The 20,352-nt window shown below is 65.6% G+C and carries 21 protein-coding genes; 7 read left to right on the forward strand and 14 right to left on the reverse strand.

Annotation, left to right across the window (positions count from 1 at the left end; translation table 11 throughout):
- Position 1 precedes the first annotated feature (1 nt).
- Together pdxA and rsmA are read left to right on the forward strand one after the other, a co-directional pair.
- Positions 2–994: a 4-hydroxythreonine-4-phosphate dehydrogenase PdxA gene (gene pdxA, locus IOC82_RS11460; RefSeq protein WP_290546326.1), complete on the forward strand. Its 993-nt coding sequence runs from the start codon at positions 2–4 to the stop codon at positions 992–994.
- Complete coding sequence (gene rsmA, locus IOC82_RS11465) at positions 991–1,830, forward strand: 16S rRNA (adenine(1518)-N(6)/adenine(1519)-N(6))-dimethyltransferase RsmA (protein WP_290546327.1); 840 nt, start codon at positions 991–993, stop codon at positions 1,828–1,830. Before pdxA ends, rsmA begins: the two co-directional genes overlap by 4 nt.
- Positions 1,831–1,876: 46 nt before the next feature.
- Here the strand turns inward: rsmA and gmk are convergent, their stop codons facing one another.
- The 5 genes from gmk to IOC82_RS11490 all read right to left on the reverse strand — a co-directional run bounded on the left by gmk (position 1,877) and on the right by IOC82_RS11490 (position 6,507).
- Positions 1,877–2,509 (reverse strand): guanylate kinase, encoded by a 633-nt coding sequence (gene gmk / locus IOC82_RS11470; RefSeq protein WP_290546328.1) that lies wholly within the window; start codon positions 2,507–2,509, stop codon positions 1,877–1,879.
- A 10-nt stretch (positions 2,510–2,519) separates the two neighbouring features.
- Positions 2,520–3,407: a YicC/YloC family endoribonuclease gene (locus IOC82_RS11475; protein WP_290546329.1), complete on the reverse strand. Its 888-nt coding sequence runs from the start codon at positions 3,405–3,407 to the stop codon at positions 2,520–2,522.
- Positions 3,408–3,472: 65 nt separating this feature from the next.
- Positions 3,473–4,861, reverse strand: coding sequence for an endolytic transglycosylase MltG (gene mltG, locus IOC82_RS11480; protein ID WP_290546330.1), 1,389 nt, complete (start codon positions 4,859–4,861; stop codon positions 3,473–3,475).
- Between the two features lie 38 nt (positions 4,862–4,899).
- On the reverse strand, positions 4,900–6,165 hold the full coding sequence (gene fabF / locus IOC82_RS11485) for a beta-ketoacyl-ACP synthase II (RefSeq protein WP_290546331.1): 1,266 nt from the start codon (positions 6,163–6,165) through the stop codon (positions 4,900–4,902).
- Between the two features lie 105 nt (positions 6,166–6,270).
- Positions 6,271–6,507, reverse strand: coding sequence for an acyl carrier protein (locus IOC82_RS11490; protein WP_290546332.1), 237 nt, complete (start codon positions 6,505–6,507; stop codon positions 6,271–6,273).
- Between the two features lie 182 nt (positions 6,508–6,689).
- Here IOC82_RS11490 and IOC82_RS11495 point away from each other — a divergent pair, with 182 nt between their 5' ends.
- The gene (locus IOC82_RS11495; protein ID WP_290546333.1) at positions 6,690–7,268 is read left to right on the forward strand and encodes a DUF4893 domain-containing protein; all 579 of its coding nucleotides are present in this window, start codon (positions 6,690–6,692) and stop codon (positions 7,266–7,268) included.
- Between the two features lie 158 nt (positions 7,269–7,426).
- Here IOC82_RS11495 and fabG read toward each other — a convergent pair whose 3' ends face one another.
- The gene (gene fabG, locus IOC82_RS11500) at positions 7,427–8,167 is read right to left on the reverse strand and encodes a 3-oxoacyl-[acyl-carrier-protein] reductase (RefSeq protein WP_290546334.1); all 741 of its coding nucleotides are present in this window, start codon (positions 8,165–8,167) and stop codon (positions 7,427–7,429) included.
- Positions 8,168–8,172: 5 nt separating this feature from the next.
- Positions 8,173–9,120 (reverse strand): ACP S-malonyltransferase, encoded by a 948-nt coding sequence (gene fabD / locus IOC82_RS11505; protein ID WP_290546335.1) that lies wholly within the window; start codon positions 9,118–9,120, stop codon positions 8,173–8,175.
- Positions 9,121–9,221: 101 nt separating this feature from the next.
- On the opposite strand from fabD, the gene IOC82_RS11510 reads away from it, so the two are divergent.
- The gene (locus IOC82_RS11510; protein ID WP_290546336.1) at positions 9,222–10,199 is read left to right on the forward strand and encodes a threonine dehydratase; all 978 of its coding nucleotides are present in this window, start codon (positions 9,222–9,224) and stop codon (positions 10,197–10,199) included.
- A 6-nt stretch (positions 10,200–10,205) separates the two neighbouring features.
- Here IOC82_RS11510 and IOC82_RS11515 read toward each other — a convergent pair whose 3' ends face one another.
- Genes IOC82_RS11515 through IOC82_RS11530 form a run of 4 tightly spaced genes read right to left on the reverse strand, consistent with a single transcriptional unit; the run spans position 10,206 to position 13,340 of the window.
- A complete protein-coding gene (locus IOC82_RS11515; RefSeq protein WP_290546337.1) occupies positions 10,206–10,952 on the reverse strand; it encodes an SDR family oxidoreductase in 747 nt (248 codons plus the stop codon).
- Entirely contained in the window at positions 10,949–11,842 is an 894-nt protein-coding gene (locus tag IOC82_RS11520; protein ID WP_290546338.1) for an NAD(P)-dependent oxidoreductase, read from the reverse strand. The genes IOC82_RS11515 and IOC82_RS11520 overlap by 4 nt, the downstream gene beginning before the upstream one ends.
- Complete coding sequence (locus IOC82_RS11525; RefSeq protein ID WP_290546339.1) at positions 11,839–12,312, reverse strand: GNAT family N-acetyltransferase; 474 nt, start codon at positions 12,310–12,312, stop codon at positions 11,839–11,841. The genes IOC82_RS11520 and IOC82_RS11525 overlap by 4 nt, the downstream gene beginning before the upstream one ends.
- Positions 12,309–13,340: a histone deacetylase family protein gene (locus tag IOC82_RS11530; RefSeq protein ID WP_290546340.1), complete on the reverse strand. Its 1,032-nt coding sequence runs from the start codon at positions 13,338–13,340 to the stop codon at positions 12,309–12,311. The genes IOC82_RS11525 and IOC82_RS11530 overlap by 4 nt, the downstream gene beginning before the upstream one ends.
- Before the next feature lie 73 nt (positions 13,341–13,413).
- Between IOC82_RS11530 and IOC82_RS11535 the strand changes: the two genes are divergently transcribed.
- A complete protein-coding gene (locus tag IOC82_RS11535) occupies positions 13,414–14,754 on the forward strand; it encodes an aspartate aminotransferase family protein (RefSeq protein ID WP_290546341.1) in 1,341 nt (446 codons plus the stop codon).
- A 132-nt stretch (positions 14,755–14,886) separates the two neighbouring features.
- Here IOC82_RS11535 and phnY read toward each other — a convergent pair whose 3' ends face one another.
- The 3 genes from phnY to IOC82_RS11550 are packed head-to-tail and all read right to left on the reverse strand — an operon-like array spanning position 14,887 to position 18,764.
- Positions 14,887–16,347, reverse strand: a complete 1,461-nt coding sequence (gene phnY, locus IOC82_RS11540; protein WP_290546342.1) for a phosphonoacetaldehyde dehydrogenase — start codon at positions 16,345–16,347, stop codon at positions 14,887–14,889.
- Positions 16,348–16,349: 2 nt separating this feature from the next.
- Positions 16,350–17,597 (reverse strand): phosphonoacetate hydrolase, encoded by a 1,248-nt coding sequence (gene phnA, locus IOC82_RS11545; protein ID WP_290546343.1) that lies wholly within the window; start codon positions 17,595–17,597, stop codon positions 16,350–16,352.
- Between the two features lie 6 nt (positions 17,598–17,603).
- Entirely contained in the window at positions 17,604–18,764 is a 1,161-nt protein-coding gene (locus IOC82_RS11550) for a 2-aminoethylphosphonate--pyruvate transaminase (protein ID WP_290546344.1), read from the reverse strand.
- Between the two features lie 92 nt (positions 18,765–18,856).
- On the opposite strand from IOC82_RS11550, the gene IOC82_RS11555 reads away from it, so the two are divergent.
- Entirely contained in the window at positions 18,857–19,714 is an 858-nt protein-coding gene (locus IOC82_RS11555) for a LysR substrate-binding domain-containing protein (protein ID WP_290546345.1), read from the forward strand.
- A gap of 77 nt (positions 19,715–19,791) precedes the next feature.
- The gene (locus IOC82_RS11560) at positions 19,792–20,352 is read left to right on the forward strand and encodes a LemA family protein (RefSeq protein WP_290546346.1); all 561 of its coding nucleotides are present in this window, start codon (positions 19,792–19,794) and stop codon (positions 20,350–20,352) included.

A 20,352-nucleotide genomic window follows, 5' to 3' on the forward strand; every position in this document is an offset into this window, starting at 1 on the left:
GATGACGGGTCCGCTTATCCTCACCTCCGGTGAACCGGCGGGCGTCGGGCCGGAGATCACCGCCGCCGCCTGGGCAGCACTGCGGCAAGAACCCGCCTGCGCCTTCGCCCTGCTGGGCGACGCCACCTATTGGCGGAGCCGCAATCCGGGGCTCGCCATCGCCGAAATTGCGACACCGGGGGAGGCCGGGGCGGCGTTCGCCGCCGCCCTGCCGGTGCTGCACAGGCCCCTGGCCGTACACCCCACGCCCGGACTCATCGCGCACGGCACGGCGCCGCAGGTGATCGCCGCCATCGATGAAGCGGTGGACATGGCCTTCAGCGGCGCAGCGGGCGGCATCGTCACGAACCCGATCCAGAAGGAAGCTCTCTATGGCGCGGGCTTCCGCCACCAGGGCCACACGGATTACCTTGCGCACCTCTCCGCCCGCCACGGACAGCCCGTGCAGGAGGTGATGATGCTTGTGGCGGACGGCCTGCGCGCCATTCCGGTGACGGTGCACATCCCGCTGAAGGACGTGCCCGCTCAGCTCACGCGGGAGGCGATTCTCGGCCAGGCCCGCGTGACGGCGCATGGCCTTGCACGCTATTTCGGCATCGCGAAGCCGCGGCTTGCCTTTACCGGCCTCAACCCCCATGCCGGCGAGAACGGCGCCATGGGCCGCGAGGAGATCGAGGTGATTCGCCCCGCCATCGACACGCTGCGCGCAGAGGGGTTCCATGTGCTGGGTCCGCTCTCCGCCGATACCGCCTTCCACGCCGAGGCGCGTGCCGCTTATGACGCGGTCCTCTGCATGTATCACGATCAGGCGTTGATCCCGGTGAAGACGCTGGACTTCCACGGCGGCATCAATGTGAGCCTCGGGCTTCCCTTCATCCGCACCTCGCCGGACCATGGCACGGCGCTGGGCATTGCCGGCACGCACACCGCAAACCCGAAGAGCCTCATCGCCGCAATCCGCCTCGCCGCCCAGATGCGCAAGGCCGCGGCGTGAGCGGGGACGGGCTGCCGCCCTTGCGCGAGGTGATCGCTCGCCATGGGCTGGCCGCCAAGAAGGCGCTCGGGCAAAATTTTCTCTTCGACCTCAACCTCACCCGCCGCATCGCGCGCGCCGCGGGCCCGCTCGAAGGTTTCACCGTGATCGAGGTCGGCCCAGGCCCCGGCGGCCTCACCCGCGCGCTGCTGATGGAGGGCGCCACAAAGGTCATTGCCATCGAGCGCGACGGCCGCGCGCTGGCGGCACTCGCCGATATCTCGGCTGCCTGGCCGGACCGGCTCACCGTCATCCCCGGCGATGCGCTGGAGACGGATTACGCGAGGCTCGCGGACGGCAAGCCCGCCAAGATCGTCGCCAACCTGCCCTACAACATTGCGACACCGCTGCTCGTCGGCTGGATCGCGGGCGAAGCCTGGCCGCCCTTCTACGAGCAGCTCACCCTGATGTTCCAGAAAGAAGTGGCCGAGCGCATCGTGGCCAGGCCCGGCGGCAAGGACTTCGGCCGCCTCTCGGTGCTCTGCCAGTATCGCGCCACGGCAAGGAAGCTGTTCGACGTCAACCGCTCCGCCTTCACCCCGCCCCCCAAGGTGACGTCGTCAATCGTGCAGCTCATTCCTAAGCCGAAGCCCGAACCCCAATGCCGCCTCGACGTGCTGGAACGCGTCACCGCCGCCGCCTTCGGCCAGCGCCGCAAGATGCTGCGGGCAAGCCTGAAAAGCCTTGTGCCCGAACCGGAAGCCATGTTGCGGGACCTCGGCATCGACCCGCAGCTCAGGGCCGAACAATTGCCGGTGGAGGACTTTGCAAGGCTGGCGGCCAGACTCAGGACATAACCGCAGGTGCTTCTTCCGTTTACAAAGCCGATGGGAGAAGGACTCCCTATAGCCCTTTTGTCAGCCGGCGGACGAAATCGTTGAGCCCCACGCGCCGCCTCCGCTTCAGGCGTTCGGCTTTGAGGATCGCCTCGATTTCGGCATGGGCCACATCGATGTCGTCGTTGACGATGACATAATCGTATTCCGGCCAGTGGCTGATCTCATCCGCCGCCTTGGCCATGCGCTTGGCCACGGTGGAACTTGAATCCTGGGCGCGGCCGATCAGCCTGTCGCGCAGCTCATCCGCCGAGGGCGGCAGGATGAAGACGCGCACCAGGTCCTCCTCCATCGCGGCACCCAGCTGCTGGGTGCCCTGCCAGTCGATGTCGAACAGCACGTCGCGGCCCGCCTGCAGCGCCTCGACGACGGGGCGCTTCGGCGTGCCGTAGAAATTGCCGAAGACCTCGGCATATTCGAGAAGCTCGCCCCGGTCGCGCAGGCGGCCGAACTCCTCGTGGCTGATGAAGTGATAGTCCTTGCCGTCCACCTCGCCCGGACGGGGCGCGCGCGTCGTGACGGAGACCGACATGGTGATGTTGGCATCGGCGGCCAGCAGGCGGCGTGACAGCGTGGTCTTGCCGGCCCCCGAAGGAGACGACATCACGAGCAGCAGGCCGCGGCGGGGAATGACGGTCATGATGGGTTCTTCACTCGATATTCTGGACCTGCTCGCGGAGCTGGTCGATGACGGTCTTGAGGTCGAGGCCGATTGCGGTGAGTGAACGGTCGAAGGCCTTCGAGCACAGGGTGTTGGCCTCGCGGTTGAACTCCTGCGCCAGGAAATCGAACTTGCGGCCCACGGCGTCATTCGACGCGAGCAATGCCTGCGCGGCCTCGACATGCGAGGCAAGCCGGTCGAGTTCTTCCTGGATGTCGGCGCGTGCCGCGGCGATCACCGCCTCCTGGTGCAGCCGGTCAGGGTCGAGCGTGGCGCCCGTCTCCATGAGGCGCTGCACCTGCCCGGCAAGCCGCGCGCGGATTGCTTCAGGCGTGCGCGATGGGTTGCGCCACGCCGCATCGGCCAGTCCGGCGATGCGCTGCACCTGGGCGGATACGATGGCATGGAGGCGGTCACCCTCCTCACGCCTTGCGGCGGCGAGGGCCTTGAGCGCGTCATCGAAGCTTGCGAGCATGGCGGCGTTGCGGGCCTCCGCCTCGCCCTCGGCTTCCGGCTCGGTGGTCACCTCCACCACGCCCTTGATGGTGAGCAGCGCGTCGGCGCGCAACGGCTCGCCGCCGATGCGGTCACGCAGCGACTCTCCCGCTTCCACCAGACGCTCGAGAATCTCCTGGTTGAGGCGCACCGTCTCACGGCCCATCTGACCGCTGACCGAAAGCGACACCTGCAGATTGCCGCGTCTGAAGGCCGAGGCCAGCGCCGCGCGCACCGGCGTTTCCAGCGCCTCGAAACCGGCCGGCATCTTGAGGCGCACGTCCAGCGCCTTGCCGTTCACGCTCTTGATTTCCCATTGCCAGAACAGCCCCTGTCGCTCGCCCGAGGCGCGGGCAAATCCGGTCATGCTGGAAATGGGCATCGATCCATCCCTGAAAGTGAATCAGTGGGGAAGCATTAGAACGTTTCCGGCGGAGGGGAAACGCCTCAGGGGCGGAGCCGGGGGATGACCGTCTTGCGCCCGTTCACCATCAGCACAGTGCCCGGCTTCGGCGCCACCCCCGGTGTGGCCGGCGCTGCCGACTTAGACGCCGTGGCCGACGGCAGTTTTGTCTGCGGCTTCGGGACTTGATCCGCAGGGACGGTTGGGGCGGCGGGCGGGGCCGCAGGCGCGGCGGTTTCGGATGCTGCGGGGGGCGTGCCGGGCATGCTGCCGGCCGCCGCCTCCGGCTCGGGCACCACGTCCGCCAGCGGCACCTGGGTGGCCGGGGTGGCCGGGGCGTCCGGCGCCGGAATGGTTGCGGGCGCTGTGCCATCCGCCGCGGGGGGCGCGGGGGCGTCTGGCTCGCCGGCATCCGCCGCGCTGGCGATCTTCCGCCAGGCCTTCACGTTACGATTGTGTTCCTCCAGCGTTGCCGCAAAGGCATGGCCGCCGCTGCCGTCCGCCACGAAATAGAGCTTGTCCGTCTCCTCGGGGTTCAGCACAGCCTCCAGCGCGGCGCGGCCGGGATTGGCGATGGGCCCGGGCGGCAGGCCCTTGATGCGGTAGGTGTTGTAGGGCGTATCGCCGTCGATGTCGGCCTTAGAGAGCGGACGGTCGAGCCGCCCCTTGCCGCCGGCGATGCCATAGATGATCGTCGGGTCGGACTGCAGCCTCATGCCTTTCTCGAGGCGGTTGATGAACACCGAGGCGATCACCGGCCGCTCATCCGCCCGGGACGTTTCCTTTTCCACGATCGAGGCCAGCGTCACCGCCTGTTCCGGCGTTTCGATCACCGGCACGGGCTTGCGCTTGGCCCAGAGTTCTTCAAGCAGCCTGGCCTGCGCGTCCTGCATGTCCTGCACAAGCTTCTGGCGCGTCATGCCGCGGCGGAACACATAGGTGTCCGGCAGGATCGAGCCCTCGGGCGGCGCCGGCACGGGATCGCCCGCCAGCACCTCGCTGGCATTGACGCGTTCCACCGCCATCTGGCTGGTGAAGCCTTCGGGAACCGAGATCTTGTAGGTAACGGCCTTGCCGCTGGCGATGAGCGCCATTGCCTCGGCCATAGTCGCTCCCTTGGCGAAGGCATATTCCCCGGCCTTGAGCCGCGATCGCTGTCCGGTGATCTGCGCCATCAGCGCGAACAGGAGGCCATCGGACACCACGCCGCTCCGCTGCAGCGCTTCGCCTATCTGCGCAACAGACTGTCCAGGCTCCACCACAACCACCTTGCCGGCATCGAGCGGCCCGGGGGCGGTGAATTCATTATAGGCATAAAAGCCTGCAACGGCGGAAAACGCCGCCCCGGCGAACAGCAGCAGGAAGGTCCAGCCCAGCACGCGTGAAATCGCCGAACGCCGCTGCCTGACAGGGCGCGGCTTAGGAAACTTCACGCTTGGCTGCAGTACCGGCAACCCGTATCCCCTGCTGCTCAGGCCGCAAAGCGGCGCATGATAAGTGAAGCGTTGGTACCACCAAAACCAAAGGAATTCGACAGAACTGTGTTAATCTCTTTCTTCTTCGCCACCTTGGGCACAAGGTCGATGCGCGTCTCCACGGAGGGATTGTCGAGGTTGATGGTGGGCGGCGCGACATTGTCGCGGATGGCGAGGATCGAGAAGATCGCCTCCACCGCGCCCGCCGCGCCCAGAAGGTGCCCGATCGACGACTTGGTGGACGACATGGTGAGTTCCGCCGTGCGGTTGCCCATGAGGCGTTCGACGGCGCGCAGCTCGATCTCGTCGCCCAACGGGGTCGAGGTGCCATGGGCGTTCACATAATCGATCTCATGCGCCTGCAGTCCAGCGCGCTTCAGCGCATTGGTCATGCAGCGGAATGCGCCGTCGCCGTCGGAGGAGGGCGCCGTCACGTGATAGGCATCGCCCGACATGCCGTAGCCCACGATCTCGGCATAGATTCTGGCGCCGCGCGCCTTCGCATGATCGAGCTCCTCGAGCACGACGACGCCCGCGCCCTCGCCCATCACAAAACCGTCGCGGTCCCTGTCATAGGGGCGCGAGGCCTTCTGCGGCGCATCGTTGAACTTGGTGGCCAGCGCCTTGCAGGCGATGAAGCCGCCGATACCGATGCGGCAGATCGCCGATTCCGCACCGCCCGCCACCATGATGTCGGCATCATCGAGCGCGATGAGGCGCGCCGCATCGCCGATGGCATGAGAGCCTGTCGAACAGGCGGTGACCACCGCATGGTTCGGGCCCTTAAGGCCGAATTCGATGGAGACGAGGCCGGACGCAAGGTTGATCAGCGAACCCGGAATGAAGAACGGGCTGATGCGGCGGGGCCCCTTCTCGTTCATCAGCGTCGTTGTGTCGGCGATGTTGGAAAGCCCGCCGATTCCGGATCCGATCAGCGCGCCGGCGCGATACTTCTCGTCCTCGGTCTTGAGTTCGACGCCTGAATCCCTCATCGCCTGCTTGGCTGCGGCCATGGCGTAGACGAGGAAGTCGTCGTAGCGGCGTATCTCCTTGGGGTCCATCCACTGTTCGGGATTGAAGGTGCCATTTGTGCCGTCGCCACGCGGCAACTCGCAGGCGATCTGGCAGGCCATGTCGGAGGCGTCGAAACGGGTGATCCTGCCACCGGCCGAGTGGCCCGCGAGGAGCAGGGTCCAGGTCTCCTCAACGCCGCAGGCGAGGGGGGAAACCATACCGAGTCCAGTGACGACGACACGCCGCATGCAATGCCCTTTCTATGCGAAAACGCGGCGGCAGGCCCGTCTCTTAGCCTGCCTCCGCGCAGAAACTTCAGGTGGCCGCGCCCGTGGCGCGGCACGGCGCAGCGATCAGGCGGCGCTCTTTTCGATGAACTTCACGGCATCGCCCACGGTCTGGATCGACTCGGCGGCGTCATCGGGAATCTCGATGCCGAACTCTTCCTCGAAGGCCATGACCAGCTCGACGTTATCGAGGCTGTCAGCGCCGAGGTCGTCGATGAAGCTCGCTTCCGCCTTCACCTTCTCGGCGTCAACGCCGAGATGCTCGACGACGATCTTCTTCACCCGCTCAGCAACATCACTCATTGTCATTTCGTCCTTGCTTGATTTATCGTGTCCGGCAAGCCAGCAGGACCCCCTGCAGCCCCCCGCGCCGCCGGTTTCCCTAGCACAATTCGCGGGCACGTCAAAAGGGGGCTTGGTGAAACCGCGCCTCGGCGGCCGAGCCGGGGGTTGCGTCCGGCACAGGGGTTGGGCAGCCTGCCACCATGCGCAAGATCATTTTCAGCCTTCTTGTTTTCGCAACCGCAACATCGCTGGCGGTGGCTGACGGCACTCTCGACAAGCGCTTGACGCCATTCGACAAAGACCGCCTTGCGAAGCGTGACGCCAGCATCGCCTCGGCGCTGGCGGAAGCCCGCTCTGGCGGATCGGACGAGGACGTGGCCATCCTCGACGCGGCGCTGGCCGGCAAACCCCTGCCGCTGGCCGAAGCCTATGACCCCACTGGCAACTGGAAGTGCCGCAGCATCAAAGCCGGCGGCGCCCTGCCGCTCACCGTCTATCCATGGTTTACCTGCCGCATCAGCGAGGACGGCACCGGCTGGCAGTTCGAAAAACTCACGGGCTCGCAGCGCACCAAGGGCATGTTCTATACTCTTTCGTCAAACCGGCTCGCGTATCTGGGCGCTGGCTACGTCACCGGCGAAAAGCCGCGCGTCTATGGCCAGGACGCAAAAGAGAACCAGGTCGCCGTGGTCGAGCGCCGCGGCAAGAACAAGCTCGTCTTTCTGTTCCCCTCACCTCAGTACGAATCGAAACTCGACGTGCTGGTGCTGGAGAGATGAAGGTTCTCGTCCTCACGCATGTTCCGATTAAGCGGAATCGCTTAATCGATAAGAACATGCGCCAGATCGAAAACTTGAGCATGATCTTATCGCAAGAGTCGGTTCAACTTTTGCGGATCATGCTTCTAGCGCGCGAAGCGGGGAAAAGACGTTACGTCTCAGATCATCGCCATGCCGCCATTGACATGCAGCGTCTGACCGGTCACGTAGCCCGCCTCGTTGGACGCGAGATAGAGCACCGCCGCCGCCACGTCATCGGGCGCGCCGAGTTTTCCGGCCGGAACGCGGCCGAGAATTGCTTCCTTCTGCTTGCCGTTCAGCACATCCGTCATCGGCGTGGCGATGAAGCCCGGCGCCACGGCATTCACCGTGACGTTGCGCGCGGCAAGCTCCTGCGCCAGCGACTTGGTGAGGCCGATGACGCCGGCTTTTGAGGCCACGTAATTCGCCTGTCCCGGATTGCCGGTGACGCCCACCACGGAGGTGATGTTGACGATGCGGCCCCAGCGCTTCCTCATCATGCCGCGCATCGCGGCGCGGGCCAGACGGAAGGAGGCGGTGAGATTCACGTCGATCACCGCCGACCAGTCCTCATCCTTCATCCGCATCGCAAGCCCGTCCCTGGTGATGCCGGCATTGTTGACGAGAATGTCGAGCGAGCCCATGGCGGATTCCGCCTCTGGCACCAGCTTCTCCACAGCCGCGGCATCGGAGAGATTGCACGGCAGCACGAAGACGCGCTCGGCCCCGAGCTCTGCCTTCAGCTCCTCCAGCACAGCGGCGCGCGTGCCGGAGATGGCGACGGTGGCCCCCGCCTTGTACAGCACCTTGGCGATCGCCGCGCCAATGCCGCCCGTGGCGCCGGTGACGAGGGCGGTCTTTCCGGTCAAATCGAACATGGTGCTCATCCTTTGATCTGGGCTGCCGCTGCGGCGATGTCTTCGGCTGAGTTGATGGCGAAGGCCGCGGCCTCCGGCGCGTTCTTCTTCGACAGGCCCGTCAGCACCTTGCCGGCGCCGATCTCGTAGAAGCGCGTGACGCCATGGGCCGCCATGTAAGCAACGCACTCGCGCCAGCGCACGATTCCGGTGACTTGGGCGACGAGGCTGTCGCGGATCGCGGCAGGGTCGGTCAGCGGCGCTGCGCCGACATTCGCCACCACCGGCACCACCGGCGCCTTCATCGCAACCTTTGACAGCGCTTCGGCCATCACATCGGCCGCAGGCTGCATCAGCGTGCAGTGGAAGGGGGCGGCGACGTTGAGCATCACCGCGCGCTTGGCGCCCTTGGCCTTGGCGATCCCGGCACAGCGCTCGACGGCGGCCTTTGTGCCGGAGACGACCACTTGCCCGTCGCTGTTGTCATTGGCCGCCTGGCACACCTCGCCCTGTGCGGCTTCGGCTGCGGCGGCGGCGGCAGTGGCGAAATCGAGCCCCAGCAGCGCCGCCATGGCGCCGGTGCCGGCGGGGGTAGCACTCTGCATCGCCTGGCCGCGCGTCCTAAGGAGGCGCGCCGCATCGTCCAGCGTGAAGGTGCCCGCGGCAGCCAGCGCCGAATACTCGCCGAGCGAGTGCCCCGCCACGAACTTCGCCGCATTGGCAACGGTGATGCCGTGCTCCGTCTCGAGCACGCGGACCACCGCCATGGAGACGGCCATCAGCGCGGGTTGGGCATTCTCGGTGAGGGTAAGGTCGGCCTCCGGGCCCTCCCAGATCAGCGTCGAGAGCTTCTGGCCCAGCGCCTGATCGACCTCCTCAAAGACGGCACGGGCGGCGGCGAAGTTCCCGGCCAGCGCCTTGCCCATGCCGGCCGCCTGGCTGCCCTGGCCGGGGAAGATGAAGGCCATTGTCATCCTGAAACCTCGTGTGATTCCTGCAATTCAGGGGCACGAAACATGCGGTGGGGCCTAAGTCAAGGTTGACCGCCGCGGGATGATCGGCCTTACTCGCCCCCATGTCCCAGCCGATCTACACCGCCGGCGAGCTCGAACAGGCCAGCCGCATTGTCTATGCGGCCATGCCGCCCACCCCGCAATACGCCTGGCCCCTGTTGAAGGAGGCCACCGGCTGCGAAGCCTGGGTGAAGCACGAGAACCACACACCCACCGGCGCCTTCAAGGTCAGGGGCGGCCTGGTCCATATGACGCTCCGGAAGGAACGCGGCGAGACCAATGGCGTCATCACCGCGACGCGCGGCAATCATGGCCAGTCCATCCCCTTCGCTGCGGCCCGCGTCGGCATCCGCTCCACCATCGTCTGCCCCATCGGTAACTCGCCTGAGAAAAACGCCGCCATGCGCGCGCTCGGCGCCGAGCTGATCGAGACCGGCCACGACTTCGACGCGGCGCGCGAGACGGCGATGGAGATCGCCAGGGAGCGCGGCCTCGGCTTCATCCCATCCTTCGGCAAGGAACTCGTCATGGGTGTCACCACCTATGCCCATGAGCTGTTCCGCGCGGCAGGCGAACTCGATGCCGTCTATGTGCCCATCGGCATGGGCTCCGGCATCGTCGGCGCCCTTGCGGCGCGCGACATGCTGGGGCTCAAGACCCGGGTGATCGGCGTGGTGGCGGAAGGCGCGAATGCCGTGGCTCTCTCCTTCGCGGCGGGCAAGCCCATCTCCACCAACACGGCTTCGACCTTCGCGGACGGCATGGCCGTGCGCGTCGTCAACCCCGAGGCCTTCGCCCACATCCACGAGGGCGTGGACCGCATCGTCACGGTGAGCGACGAAGAGATCGCCGGGGCCGTGCGCCTTTATTTCCGCTGCTGCCACACCATCGCCGAGGGCGCCGGCGCCGCGCCGCTCGCAGCCTTGATGCAGGAGCGCGACAGGATGAAGGGCCAGCGCGTGGGCGTCATCCTCTCCGGCGGCAACATCGACATGCCGAAATTCGCCGAGATTCTGGAGGGCAGGACGCCGGCGGCGTGAGGATGCTCACATCGTCACCGACAACCCGCCATCCACCGCCAGCACGTGGCCGTTCACGTAAGCCGCCGCATCCGATGCGAGGAATACCACGGCGCCTCCCAGCTCCTCGGGCTTCGCCCAGCGCCCGGCCGGCGTTCGTCCCTCGACCCAGGCATTGAACACCTTGTCCTCGAGCAGCGCGGTGTTCAATTCCGTCGCGAAATAGCCCGGCGCTATGGCGTTGACCGTGATGCCCGAGCGCCCGAGCTCGGCCGCCATCGATCGGGTGAGGCCATGCAGCCCCGCCTTCGCCGCCACATAGGCATGAATCGTCGGCCGCGCGAGAATCCCCGCGATGGACCCGATGTTGACGATGCGGCCATGCTTGTTCGGCAGCATCAGCCGCACGGCATCGCGCGCCAGCCGGAAGCAGGAGGACAGGTTGACGCTGACAACCCGGTCGAAATCCGCGTCCTCCCAGTCGGCGATGGGGCGGCGGTGCTGGATACCGGCGTTGTTGACGAGAATGTCGAGCTTGCCATGGCGCGCCGCAATGCCTTCGAGAGCGGCACGCGCCGCCATCGGGTCCGTCACGTCAAAGGCCAGCGCCTCCGCGCCGATCTTCGCCGCCGCTGCGTCGAGTTCACCCTGCGTGCGGGCATTGACGATGACGGTCGCGCCATTGCCGGCGAGGGCCTTGGCCATGGCGAAGCCCAGGCCCCGCGAGGCGCCGGTGACGAACGCCACGCGGCCTTCGAGCGAAAACGGACTCACGGCTTCACACCGTTCACCTTCATCAACACATCGATGAGGCGCGGGATGAAGCGCTCGCCATAGCCCATGTTGTCGGCCATCACGGTGATCTGGTGCGCTGTTTCGGCGAGAAAGGAGGTGACCGGCAGCTCCTCCGTCATGTTGGTGTAGTAGCGCAGGTCCTTCCTCGCATTGCGAATGGCGAACTTGGCGTGGCTGTCGTCATCGGCCAGCGGCACGTTGATGAGGCGGCCGAACATCACCGAATTGGCGCCGCCCGACATGACGATGTCCTTCAGCGCCTGCATGTCGACGCCCGCCTTGGCGGCAACCGTGATCGCCTCCGCCGCCACCGCCGCATGGCAGATTGACAGGAAATTATTGATGAGCTTCAGCTGGTGCGCGGAACCCACGGGGCCGGCATGGACGATGGTGTCGGCAAAACAGTCCAGCACCGGGCGGATCTGCGCCATTACCTCTTGCGGTCCGCCCGTCATCAGCCCCAGCTTGCCGGCCTCGGCCTCCTTGGGGGTGCGCGTCATCGGGGTATCGACGAAGTGGCCGCCTTTGGCCTCGACATCGGCGGCGAGGCGCTTTGTCGAATCCGGCTCCGCCGTCGAGCAGTCGGCGATGACGAAGCCCGGCCGCACGGCGTTGATGAGCCCATACTCGCCATGCACAATATGCTCCACCTGCGGCGTGCCGGTGACGCAGAGGATCACGAGGTCCGAGTCCTTCGCCACGGCGAGCGGGTTATTGCGCTCATGCGCGCCCCTGGCCACGAGATCGTCGATCGGGGCGCGGTTCCGGTGCGCCATCACGGTGAGCTCATAGCCCTTTTCGAGAATGTTCTTGCCGATGCCGTGGCCCATGAGGCCCACCCCGATGAGGCCGACGCGCTTGATGGTCATGACTGTCCTCCCACGAATTCCATGAACTTATCCTGCTCCAGAATGTGGAGCCTGTCTTCCGCCTTCTTGCTGAAGCCGAGCCGCGCATAAAAGCGCCCGGCGCCAACGTTGGTCTCGTCCACCTCGAGCTTGATGAAGCTTGCGCCGCGGCCTGCGAAGCGCCGGGCGGAGCAACGCAGCAGGTCCAGCCCCACATTGCGCCCCCGGGCCTCCGGCAGCACGAAGAGATCGACGACATAGAGCCCCGGCGCGCCGCGCCAGGTGGAGAAGGTCATGAGGCCGAGGCAGGCGCCGATCAGCCGGCCGCCGTCATCGGCGACGACCACGTCGATGAGACCGGCCGCACTGCGCAGTTTCCCGCCGGTCAGCGCCGGCACGAAATCCGTGCCGATGTGCTCCGCGAGGCCGCGCACCATGCCCGCCACGGCTTCCGCCTCATCCGCATGCATCGGCCGCACGGCAAGGCTCATGGAGAGAGGCCCTTCAACAGCTGTTCGAGGTTGAGGCCCAGGTTGGGCGAGGGATAGCCCCCCTCCTGCACCACCAGCATGGGCAGCCGCAGCGTCCTGATGTGACGGCCGATCTCGGCGAACTCCGCCGTCTGGATTGCGAAGCCCTCGAACGGATCGTCGACCGCGATGTCGAGACCCGCGGCAACCACAACGGCCTCCGCGCCGAAAGCGGCAATGCGCTTCAGCGCAACTTCGAGCGAGGCGAGATATGGCTTGATCGTCGTGCCACGCTCCATCGGCAGGTTGAGGTTGAAGCCTTCGCCCTCACCGCGCCCCACCTCCTCCGCATAGCCCCAGAAGAAGGGGTAAAAGCGCTTCGGGTGCGCGTGCAGCGATATGGTGAGCACGTCAGCACGGTCATAGAAGATCGCCTCCGTGCCGTTGCCGTGGTGCACATCAATATCGAGAATGGCCGTGCGCTTGCCGGCCTGCGTAAACAGTGCGGCGGCCAGCGCCGCGTTATTGACGTAGCAGAACCCTGCGGCCACGTCGGCCGCCGCATGGTGGCCGGGCGGACGGCACAGCGCATAGGCGATGCGCTCGCCTTCCAGCACCAGCTTCGCACCATGCGCGGCTGTCGCCGCACTGGCTCGCGCCGCTGCCCAGGTCTGCGCCGTGATGGGGGCGGAGCCGTCGCCCAGATGCCAGCCGCACTGGCCCACCACGCTGTCAGGATAATGCGCCGGCGGCAGGCTCGGGCGGCCCAGCGCGAAGACATTGGCGACGGGCGTTTCCGCCGCGCCGGCCAGGCGCTTCCAGCGCTCCCACACGGTGGACAGGAACTGGATGTAACGCCGCTCGTGCACCAGCGCGATGGTGTCACTTGAGATTTCAGGGGGCGCGACGACCGGGCCACCGAGGCGGTGCACGCCCTCCATCAGCATGCCGATGCGCTCGGGCCGCTCGGGGATTGGCTGCGGCTTGCCCGAGACGATGAACTCGCGCGGTGCATGGGAGCGTTGCATGTCGTCGAAGACGGTGATCACCGGTTTGCCGCACCTGTTGTTTTGCTGCTAGGACTTTGGGCGAGCGTTCACAGCAAAGCAAGGCTTAGCCACCATGCCCTCCGTCCTTCCCGAGCATATCCACTCCACCGGCGACCTGCCGAAAGTCGCCTGGGCCAAGGGCGCCTACGTCTATGATGTGAACGGCAAGCAGTATATCGACGGCTCCGGCGGTCCGGCTGTCTATTGCATCGGGCATTCGAACGAGGAGGTGAATGCCGCAATCGCCAGCCAGCTCGACCGCATCGCCCATGGCTATCGCTACAACTTCACCTCCGGCGCTCTCGAAGAACTGACCGGGATCGTCCGCAAACGCTGCGGCGGCACTCTGAACAACATGGTCTATGTGACCGGCGGCTCCGAGGCCGTGGAGTCCTGCCTCAAGCTGGCGTTGCAATATCACGCCGCGCGGGGCGAGATGAGCCGCCGCCGCTTCATTGCCCGCGAGCGCTCCTGGCACGGCAACACGCTGGGGGCACTCTCCGTCTCGGGCTTCCTCGAGCGTAAGCGCGCCTTCGAGGGCTCGCTGCTCGACGTCTCGCGCCTGTCGCCGGTCAATGCCTACCGGCCCATTGCCGGCTCGACGCCGGACACGGTGGGCGAGGCAGGTGCGAAGGAACTGGAAGACGAGATCCTGCGCGTGGGGCCAGAGAATGTCTGCGCCTTCATCTTCGAACCTGTGGTGGGCGCCGCGGGCGGCTGCGTGCCTGCCCCCAAGGGCTATGCCAAGCGGGTGCGCGAGATTTGCGACACATACGGCGTGATCATGATCTCCGACGAGGTCATGTGCGGCGCGGGCCGCACCGGCGCCTGGCGCGCGCTGGAGCAGGATGGCGTGGAGCCCGACATCATGTCGGTCGCCAAAGGCCTCGCCGCGGGTTACCTGCCGCTGGGAGCGGCCATCTACAATGACAAGGTGGCCGATGCGATCCACGAGCGGCATGGCGCGCCGATGACGGGCCACACCTTCACCGCCCACACCGCCTGCTGTGCCGCGGGCGTCGCCGTGCAGAAGATCGTGGAGCGCGAGAAACTCGTCGAACGCGTGAAGACCAAGGCCCCGCAGTTCCGCGCCATGCTGGCGGAGGCGACAAAGGACATCGAGGCGGTGGGCGACATTCGGGGGCGGGGCTATTTCCAGGCCCTGGAGCTGGTGGCGGACCGCGAGCGCAAGACGCCCTTTCCGGGCGGGCACAAGCTGTTCATGAAGATCAGACAGCAGGCCTTCGACAACGGCCTGATCTGCTACCCCGTGGGCGGGAATGTCGACGGGATCAACGGCGACGTGGTGATCCTGGCGCCGCCCTACAACGCGTCGGATGCGGAACTGCAGGAAATCGTTGAGAAAACCGTCAACTCCATCCGCCAGGTCCTGAACGCCGGGGGGCTGGCGTGAAAATATATCGATTTCGGTGTAAAATCCTACTTGCTTTTCTTCCTATGATGTGCTATGCAAGGGGTCTGCTGATTGATATTGTGAATATTTTTCCCGGCCCGGCGGGCGCGCCGCCCGGATTCGGCCCGCCCTTCACTGCGGCCAGGGCAGCGACCACGTCTTCACGTTGGTGAAGAACTTCATGGCCTCCATGACGCCTTCCTTCACGCCGTTGCCGGAGTCCTTGATGCCGCCGAAGGGCGACATTTCGATGCGGTAGCCCGGCACTTCCCAGATGTTCACCGTGCCGACGTTCAGACCCTCGATGAACTTGGTGATGCGCGAGAGATTGTTGGTGCACACGCCGGACGAGAGGCCGAAGGGCGTCGAGTTCGAAATCTTGATGACCTCGGCATCGTCGTTCGGCACGCGGACGATGGGGATGATGGGGCCGAAGGTCTCCTCGAAGACGAGTTCCGACTGGTGCGGCACGAAGTCGACGGTGATGGGCGGCAACAGCGCACCCTGGCGGCCGGGGTTGTAGAGGATCTTGGCCCCTTGCCCGGCCGCCTTGTGGACGCGGTTCTCGAAGGTCTTGGCGGCAAGCTCGTGCACGACGGTGCCGAGGTCGGTGTCGGGGTTCATCGGGTCGCCGAACTTGATGGCCTTGGCCCTTGCCAGCACCTTCTCGACGAATCTGTCGGCAACACGCTCCTGCACCAGAATGCGCTTGACCGCGGTGCAGCGCTGGCCGGAGTTGCGCGTGGCGCCGGCCGCGGCGAGTTCCGCCGCCTTGTCGAGGTCCGCGTCCGGGAGATCGTCAAGGATGATCAGCGGATCATTCCCGCCCAGTTCAAGCGCCGCGCGCTTGTAGCCTGCCTTGGCGGCAATGATCTTGCCGACGCGCACACCGCCGGTGAAGGTGATGATGTCGATGTTGGCATTCGTCACCATCTCGTCGCCGATGTCATCGGGCCAGCCGGTGACGACCTGGAACATCTCCGGCGGCAGGCCGGCCTCGTAGAGGATATCCGCAAGTGCAACACAGGTGAGGGGCGTCAGCTCCGTGGGCTTGGCGACCACGCAGTTGTTCGTGGCGATCGCCGGGGCCACCTTGTGCGACACCATGTTGAGCGGGTGGTTGAAGGGCGTGATGGCGGAGATGACGCCCACCGGCTCGCGCTTGGTGAAGATCTTGCGCGGCTTGCCCTGGGGCGTGAGGTCGCAGGAGAATATCTGGCCGTCATCAAGGATGCAGAGCTGGCCCGCCAGCGAATAAACGTCGTAGGCGCGGCCCACCTCGTAGAGCGAGTCCTTCTTGGAGAGGCCGAGCTCCAGTGTGATGAGGTCCGAGAGCTGGTCCTTGCGCGACTTGATGAGTTCCGCCGTGCGGAACAGGATCTGCTGGCGCTCGTAGCGGGTGAGCTTGGGGTTGTAGTTGCGGGCGATCTCGAAGGCCCTGGCCGCGTGCGCCGCAGTGCCGGCGGGCACTGTGCCGATGATTTCATTCGTATACGGATAATGAACCGGGACAACGCCCTCGGCATCGACATGTCTGCCGCCGATGCGCATGGTTTCCTTGATGATGGGGCGCTTGCTTGCAGCGACGTTCATGTTCAGGCCTCCACTATGTTGTTGCAGCCCAGCGCAAAGGCATCGAAATTGCGCAGCTGTGCGGGCGCGTCCTTGAATTTGCGGTTGGCGATCACCGGGATCTCCTGCTCGGTGAGCCCGCCATGCGAGCGCAGCGGCTCGTTCAGCCCCGAGAGGTCGTGCTTGCCGCGCGATGCGCCAATGACCTTGGAGCCCTTGGGGCCGCCGGAGACGACGATGATGTCACCCATCCGGTCCTCCGGCAGCTCGAAGCGGGCGCAGCCGTCCTTTTTGCCGAGCACGGCGTCAATGCCAGGTTGGTTGGAAATCAACGCCATTATCTCCTTCAGGTCCGGACCATAGGCATAGACGGTGGCGAAGCTGCCCAGCGCCCCGTGATGCACCACATAAGGGTCGGTGATCGGCAGGATGACTTTCGTCTTGCCCGCGCCAAACTTGGCGTCGAGTACGTCCTGGAGGTACAGCACGTCGGGCTCGCCATTGGCGAGATGCTTGTCCTTCATGCCGTGGTCGGCGACGATGACGATGATGGCGCCGCTGGCGTCAAGTTCACCCAGGTACTTGTCCATCATGGCATAGAAGCGGTTGGCGCCTTCCGAGCCCGGCGCATGTTTGTGCTGCACGTAGTCGGTGGTGGAGAGATACATGAGGTCAGGCTTCATCGATTTCAAAAGCTTGACGCCCGCCGCGAAGACGAACTCGGAAAGCTCCGCCGAGTAAACATCCGGCACACCCATGCCCACCAGGCCACAGACGTCTTCGATGCCGTTGTCCTTCAGGTTCACCTTGCTGGCCTTTTCGGAGGAAAAGGCGACAGCGGTGCCGTCGAAGACGAGGCCCTTGCCGAGGAGCAGGCGCAGCTTGTCCTTCGCCGTCACCATCGCGATCTTGGCGCCCGCCTTCTGGAAAGCTTCGAAGATCGTGGGTGCGCGCAGCCACTTGGGGTCGTTCATCATCGTTTCCTGGCCGGTGGCAGGGTCGATGAGGTAGTTGCCGCAGATGCCATGCACCGCGGGCGGGCGGCCGGTGACGATCGAGAGATTGTTCGGGTTGGTGAAGCTCGGGATCACCGAGTGGCCGCGCCGGTTCTCGCCCTTGGCGATGATGCGCTTCAGATTCGGCATCAGTCCCTGCTCCATGGCGATCTCCATGTAGGCGGGCTCGGAGCCGTCGCAGCAGATGACGACGAGGGGGGCGGACGGCCAGTTGTAGCTACGGCCGTTGACGGTGACGGTTTTCATGCCATGCATTCCAGATCAGCCTTCCAGCGGTGCGAGGTCGGTGACCATCATGTTGGTGAGAACCTCCTTAATGGCCTTCAACACGCCGTTCATCACCGCCTCGTCCACCTTGCCGATGGTGCCGATGCGGAAGGACGGGCGCTTCGTGAGCTTTCCGGGGTAGATGGCGAAGCCGCGGCGGCGGAGCTCCTCGTAGAAAGTTTCGAAATGGAAGTTCCTGTCGCGGGGCGTGAGGAAAGTCTGGATGATGGGGCCCGCCTGGTTGTCGGGCAGCAGAGTCGAGAAGCCCATGTCGCGCATGCCCTTGATGAGAATCTGCGCATTCCTCCGGTAGCGGGCGCCGCGCGCCGGGACACCGCCTTCCGCCGCGTGTTCCTTCATCGCCTGATGGAAGGCGACGAGCGCATGGGTGGGCGGCGTGAAGCGGAACTGGCCGTTAGTCTCCAGCCCCCTCCACTGTTCGTGGAGATCGAGCACCACCGAATGGCTCATGCCCCTGGAGGCCTGAAGCATGTCGCGCTTCGCCAGCGCATAGGAGAAGCCGGGCACGCCCTCAATGCACTTGTTGGAGGATGATACCATCACGTCTATGCCTGCGCCCATGTCGAGCGCGATGGCGCCGAAGGACGACATGGCGTCCACCATGCAGGTCTTGCCACGGGCCTTCACCGCCCGGGCGATCTCCTCGATCGGGTTCACGATACCCGAGGTCGTCTCGCAATGAACGATCCAGACGTGGCTGATCGCCGGATCGGCGTCGAGCGCGGCGGCCACCTCATCGGCGCTGGGTGCGGCGCTGTCGCCCTTGTCGATCTTCACCATCGGGCGGCCGAGGTGCGAGAGAATGGCGGCGGCGCGGTCGCCATAGGCGCCATTGACGACCACCAGCGTCTTGGTCACGGCTTTCGGGCAGAAGGCGCCGAGAGCCGCCTCGATGGCAAAGGTGCCCGAGCCCTGCATGATGACGCATTCATAGGAGTCGTTGCAGCCGGCGAGGCCGAGCAGGCCTTTGCGGATCTCCGACACCACGCGCCGGAACTCGACATCGCGCGAGCCCCAGTCGGCCAGCATCGCGGCCTTCACGCCGCGCGAGGTGGTGAGCGGGCCAGGGGTGAGGAGATAGGGCATGTCTTCCTGGCCGGGGGGGCCAGCGAAACGGTGGGGCTGCTTGTCCATGGGGTGACCTCTTGAAACTGCAGCAGAAAATGAGCGCTTGACCCCTATCAGTCAAATCGTATGTTCTTATGTGCCACATAAGTGTGACTGATATGCGACATGCCCAAATAAAGGCCTTCCACGCCGTTGCCGTGCACGGCGGATTCTCGCGCGCGGCCGAGGCCTTGGGGCTGACCCAGCCCGCCGTCTCCGACCATGTGCGGAAGCTTGAGGAGACCTATGGCGTGCAGCTGTTCACGCGGAGCCCCTCGGGCGTGGCGCTCACCGGCATGGGCCGCAAGCTCTTCGCCATCGCCGAGCGCCAGTTCGAGGCGGAGGCGCAGGCCCTGGAACTGCTGTCGCGCGGGCGCACGCTGGAAGAAGGTCAGTTGACCATCGGGGCGGACGCCGCCGTGCACATCCTGCCGGAACTCGCCCGTTTCCGGGTAAGGCACCCGAAACTGTCGGTGCGCCTCGTCACCGGCAATTCCGCGCAGCTGGTGAGGCGTTTGGAGGATTTCTCCATCGACATCGCCATCACTGCCGGGCGGCCGGCGGAGCCGGGCTTCCTCGCGCGGAAGCTCAGGAGCGACCGGCTGGTGGCCGTGGTGCAGCGCAGCTCCAGGCTTGCGAAGCTGAAGGAAATGACCTTCGCGCAGCTCGTCAAGCTGCCGTTGATCGTGCGCGAGGAAGGCTCGATGACGCGCAGCCTGCTGCTGGAGGAGGCGCGGAAGCGCGGGCTGGCGCTGTCGGTCTCGATCGAGATCGAAAGCCGCGAGGCCGCGCGCGAGGCCGCGGCCCAGGGGCTGGGGCTTGCCATCATGTCGCAAGGCGAGATCGCGCCCGACGGGCGGCTGGCGGTGCTCGCCATTCCGGACTGGACGACAGAGATGGAGGAGTGGATGATCTGCCTGAAATCGCGCAGCTCGCTGCACGTCATCCGCTCCTTCTTCACGGCTGAATCATCTTAAGCGCGCGCGCCTCCGTCTTGCCTCGGCGAGACGGAGGCCTCATAGTCCTCAGCGGCGCTGACAGGGAGCACAGGGGCATGTTCGGCTATGGACTTCTGGGACTGATCGTCGCCATCGGCGGCTATCTTGTCTGGGCTTATAATGCGCTGGTCAAGAACAAGAATCTCGTTGCCGAGGGCTGGAGCGGCATCGACGTGCAGCTCCGCCGCCGCGCCGACCTGATCCCCAACCTGATCGAGACGGTGAAGGGCTATGCCGCGCATGAGGACAAGCTGTTCCACGACATCGCGGATTTGAGGGCCAAGTCGATCTCCGGCGGTTCCGTGGCGGAACAATCCGCCGTGGGCCAGGCGATGAGCGCCGCGCTGGGCAGGCTCTTCGCCGTGGCCGAGGCCTATCCACAGCTCAAGGCGGACGCGAATTTCCGAGACCTGCAGGACAAGCTTTCCGGCATCGAGGACGAGATCCAGATGTCGCGGCGCTACTACAACGGCGCGGTGCGCAACCTCAACACCATGATCGAGAGCTTCCCCACCAATCTGATCGCCAGCCCGTTCGGCTTCAGCAAGGCGGAGTTCTTCGAGATCGGCGATGCCGCGGCGCGCGAGGCGCCGAAGGTGGACTTTACGAAGCGCTGA

The organism is Aestuariivirga sp. (assembly GCF_020252395.1).
Lineage (GTDB): Bacteria > Pseudomonadota > Alphaproteobacteria > Rhizobiales > Aestuariivirgaceae > Aestuariivirga.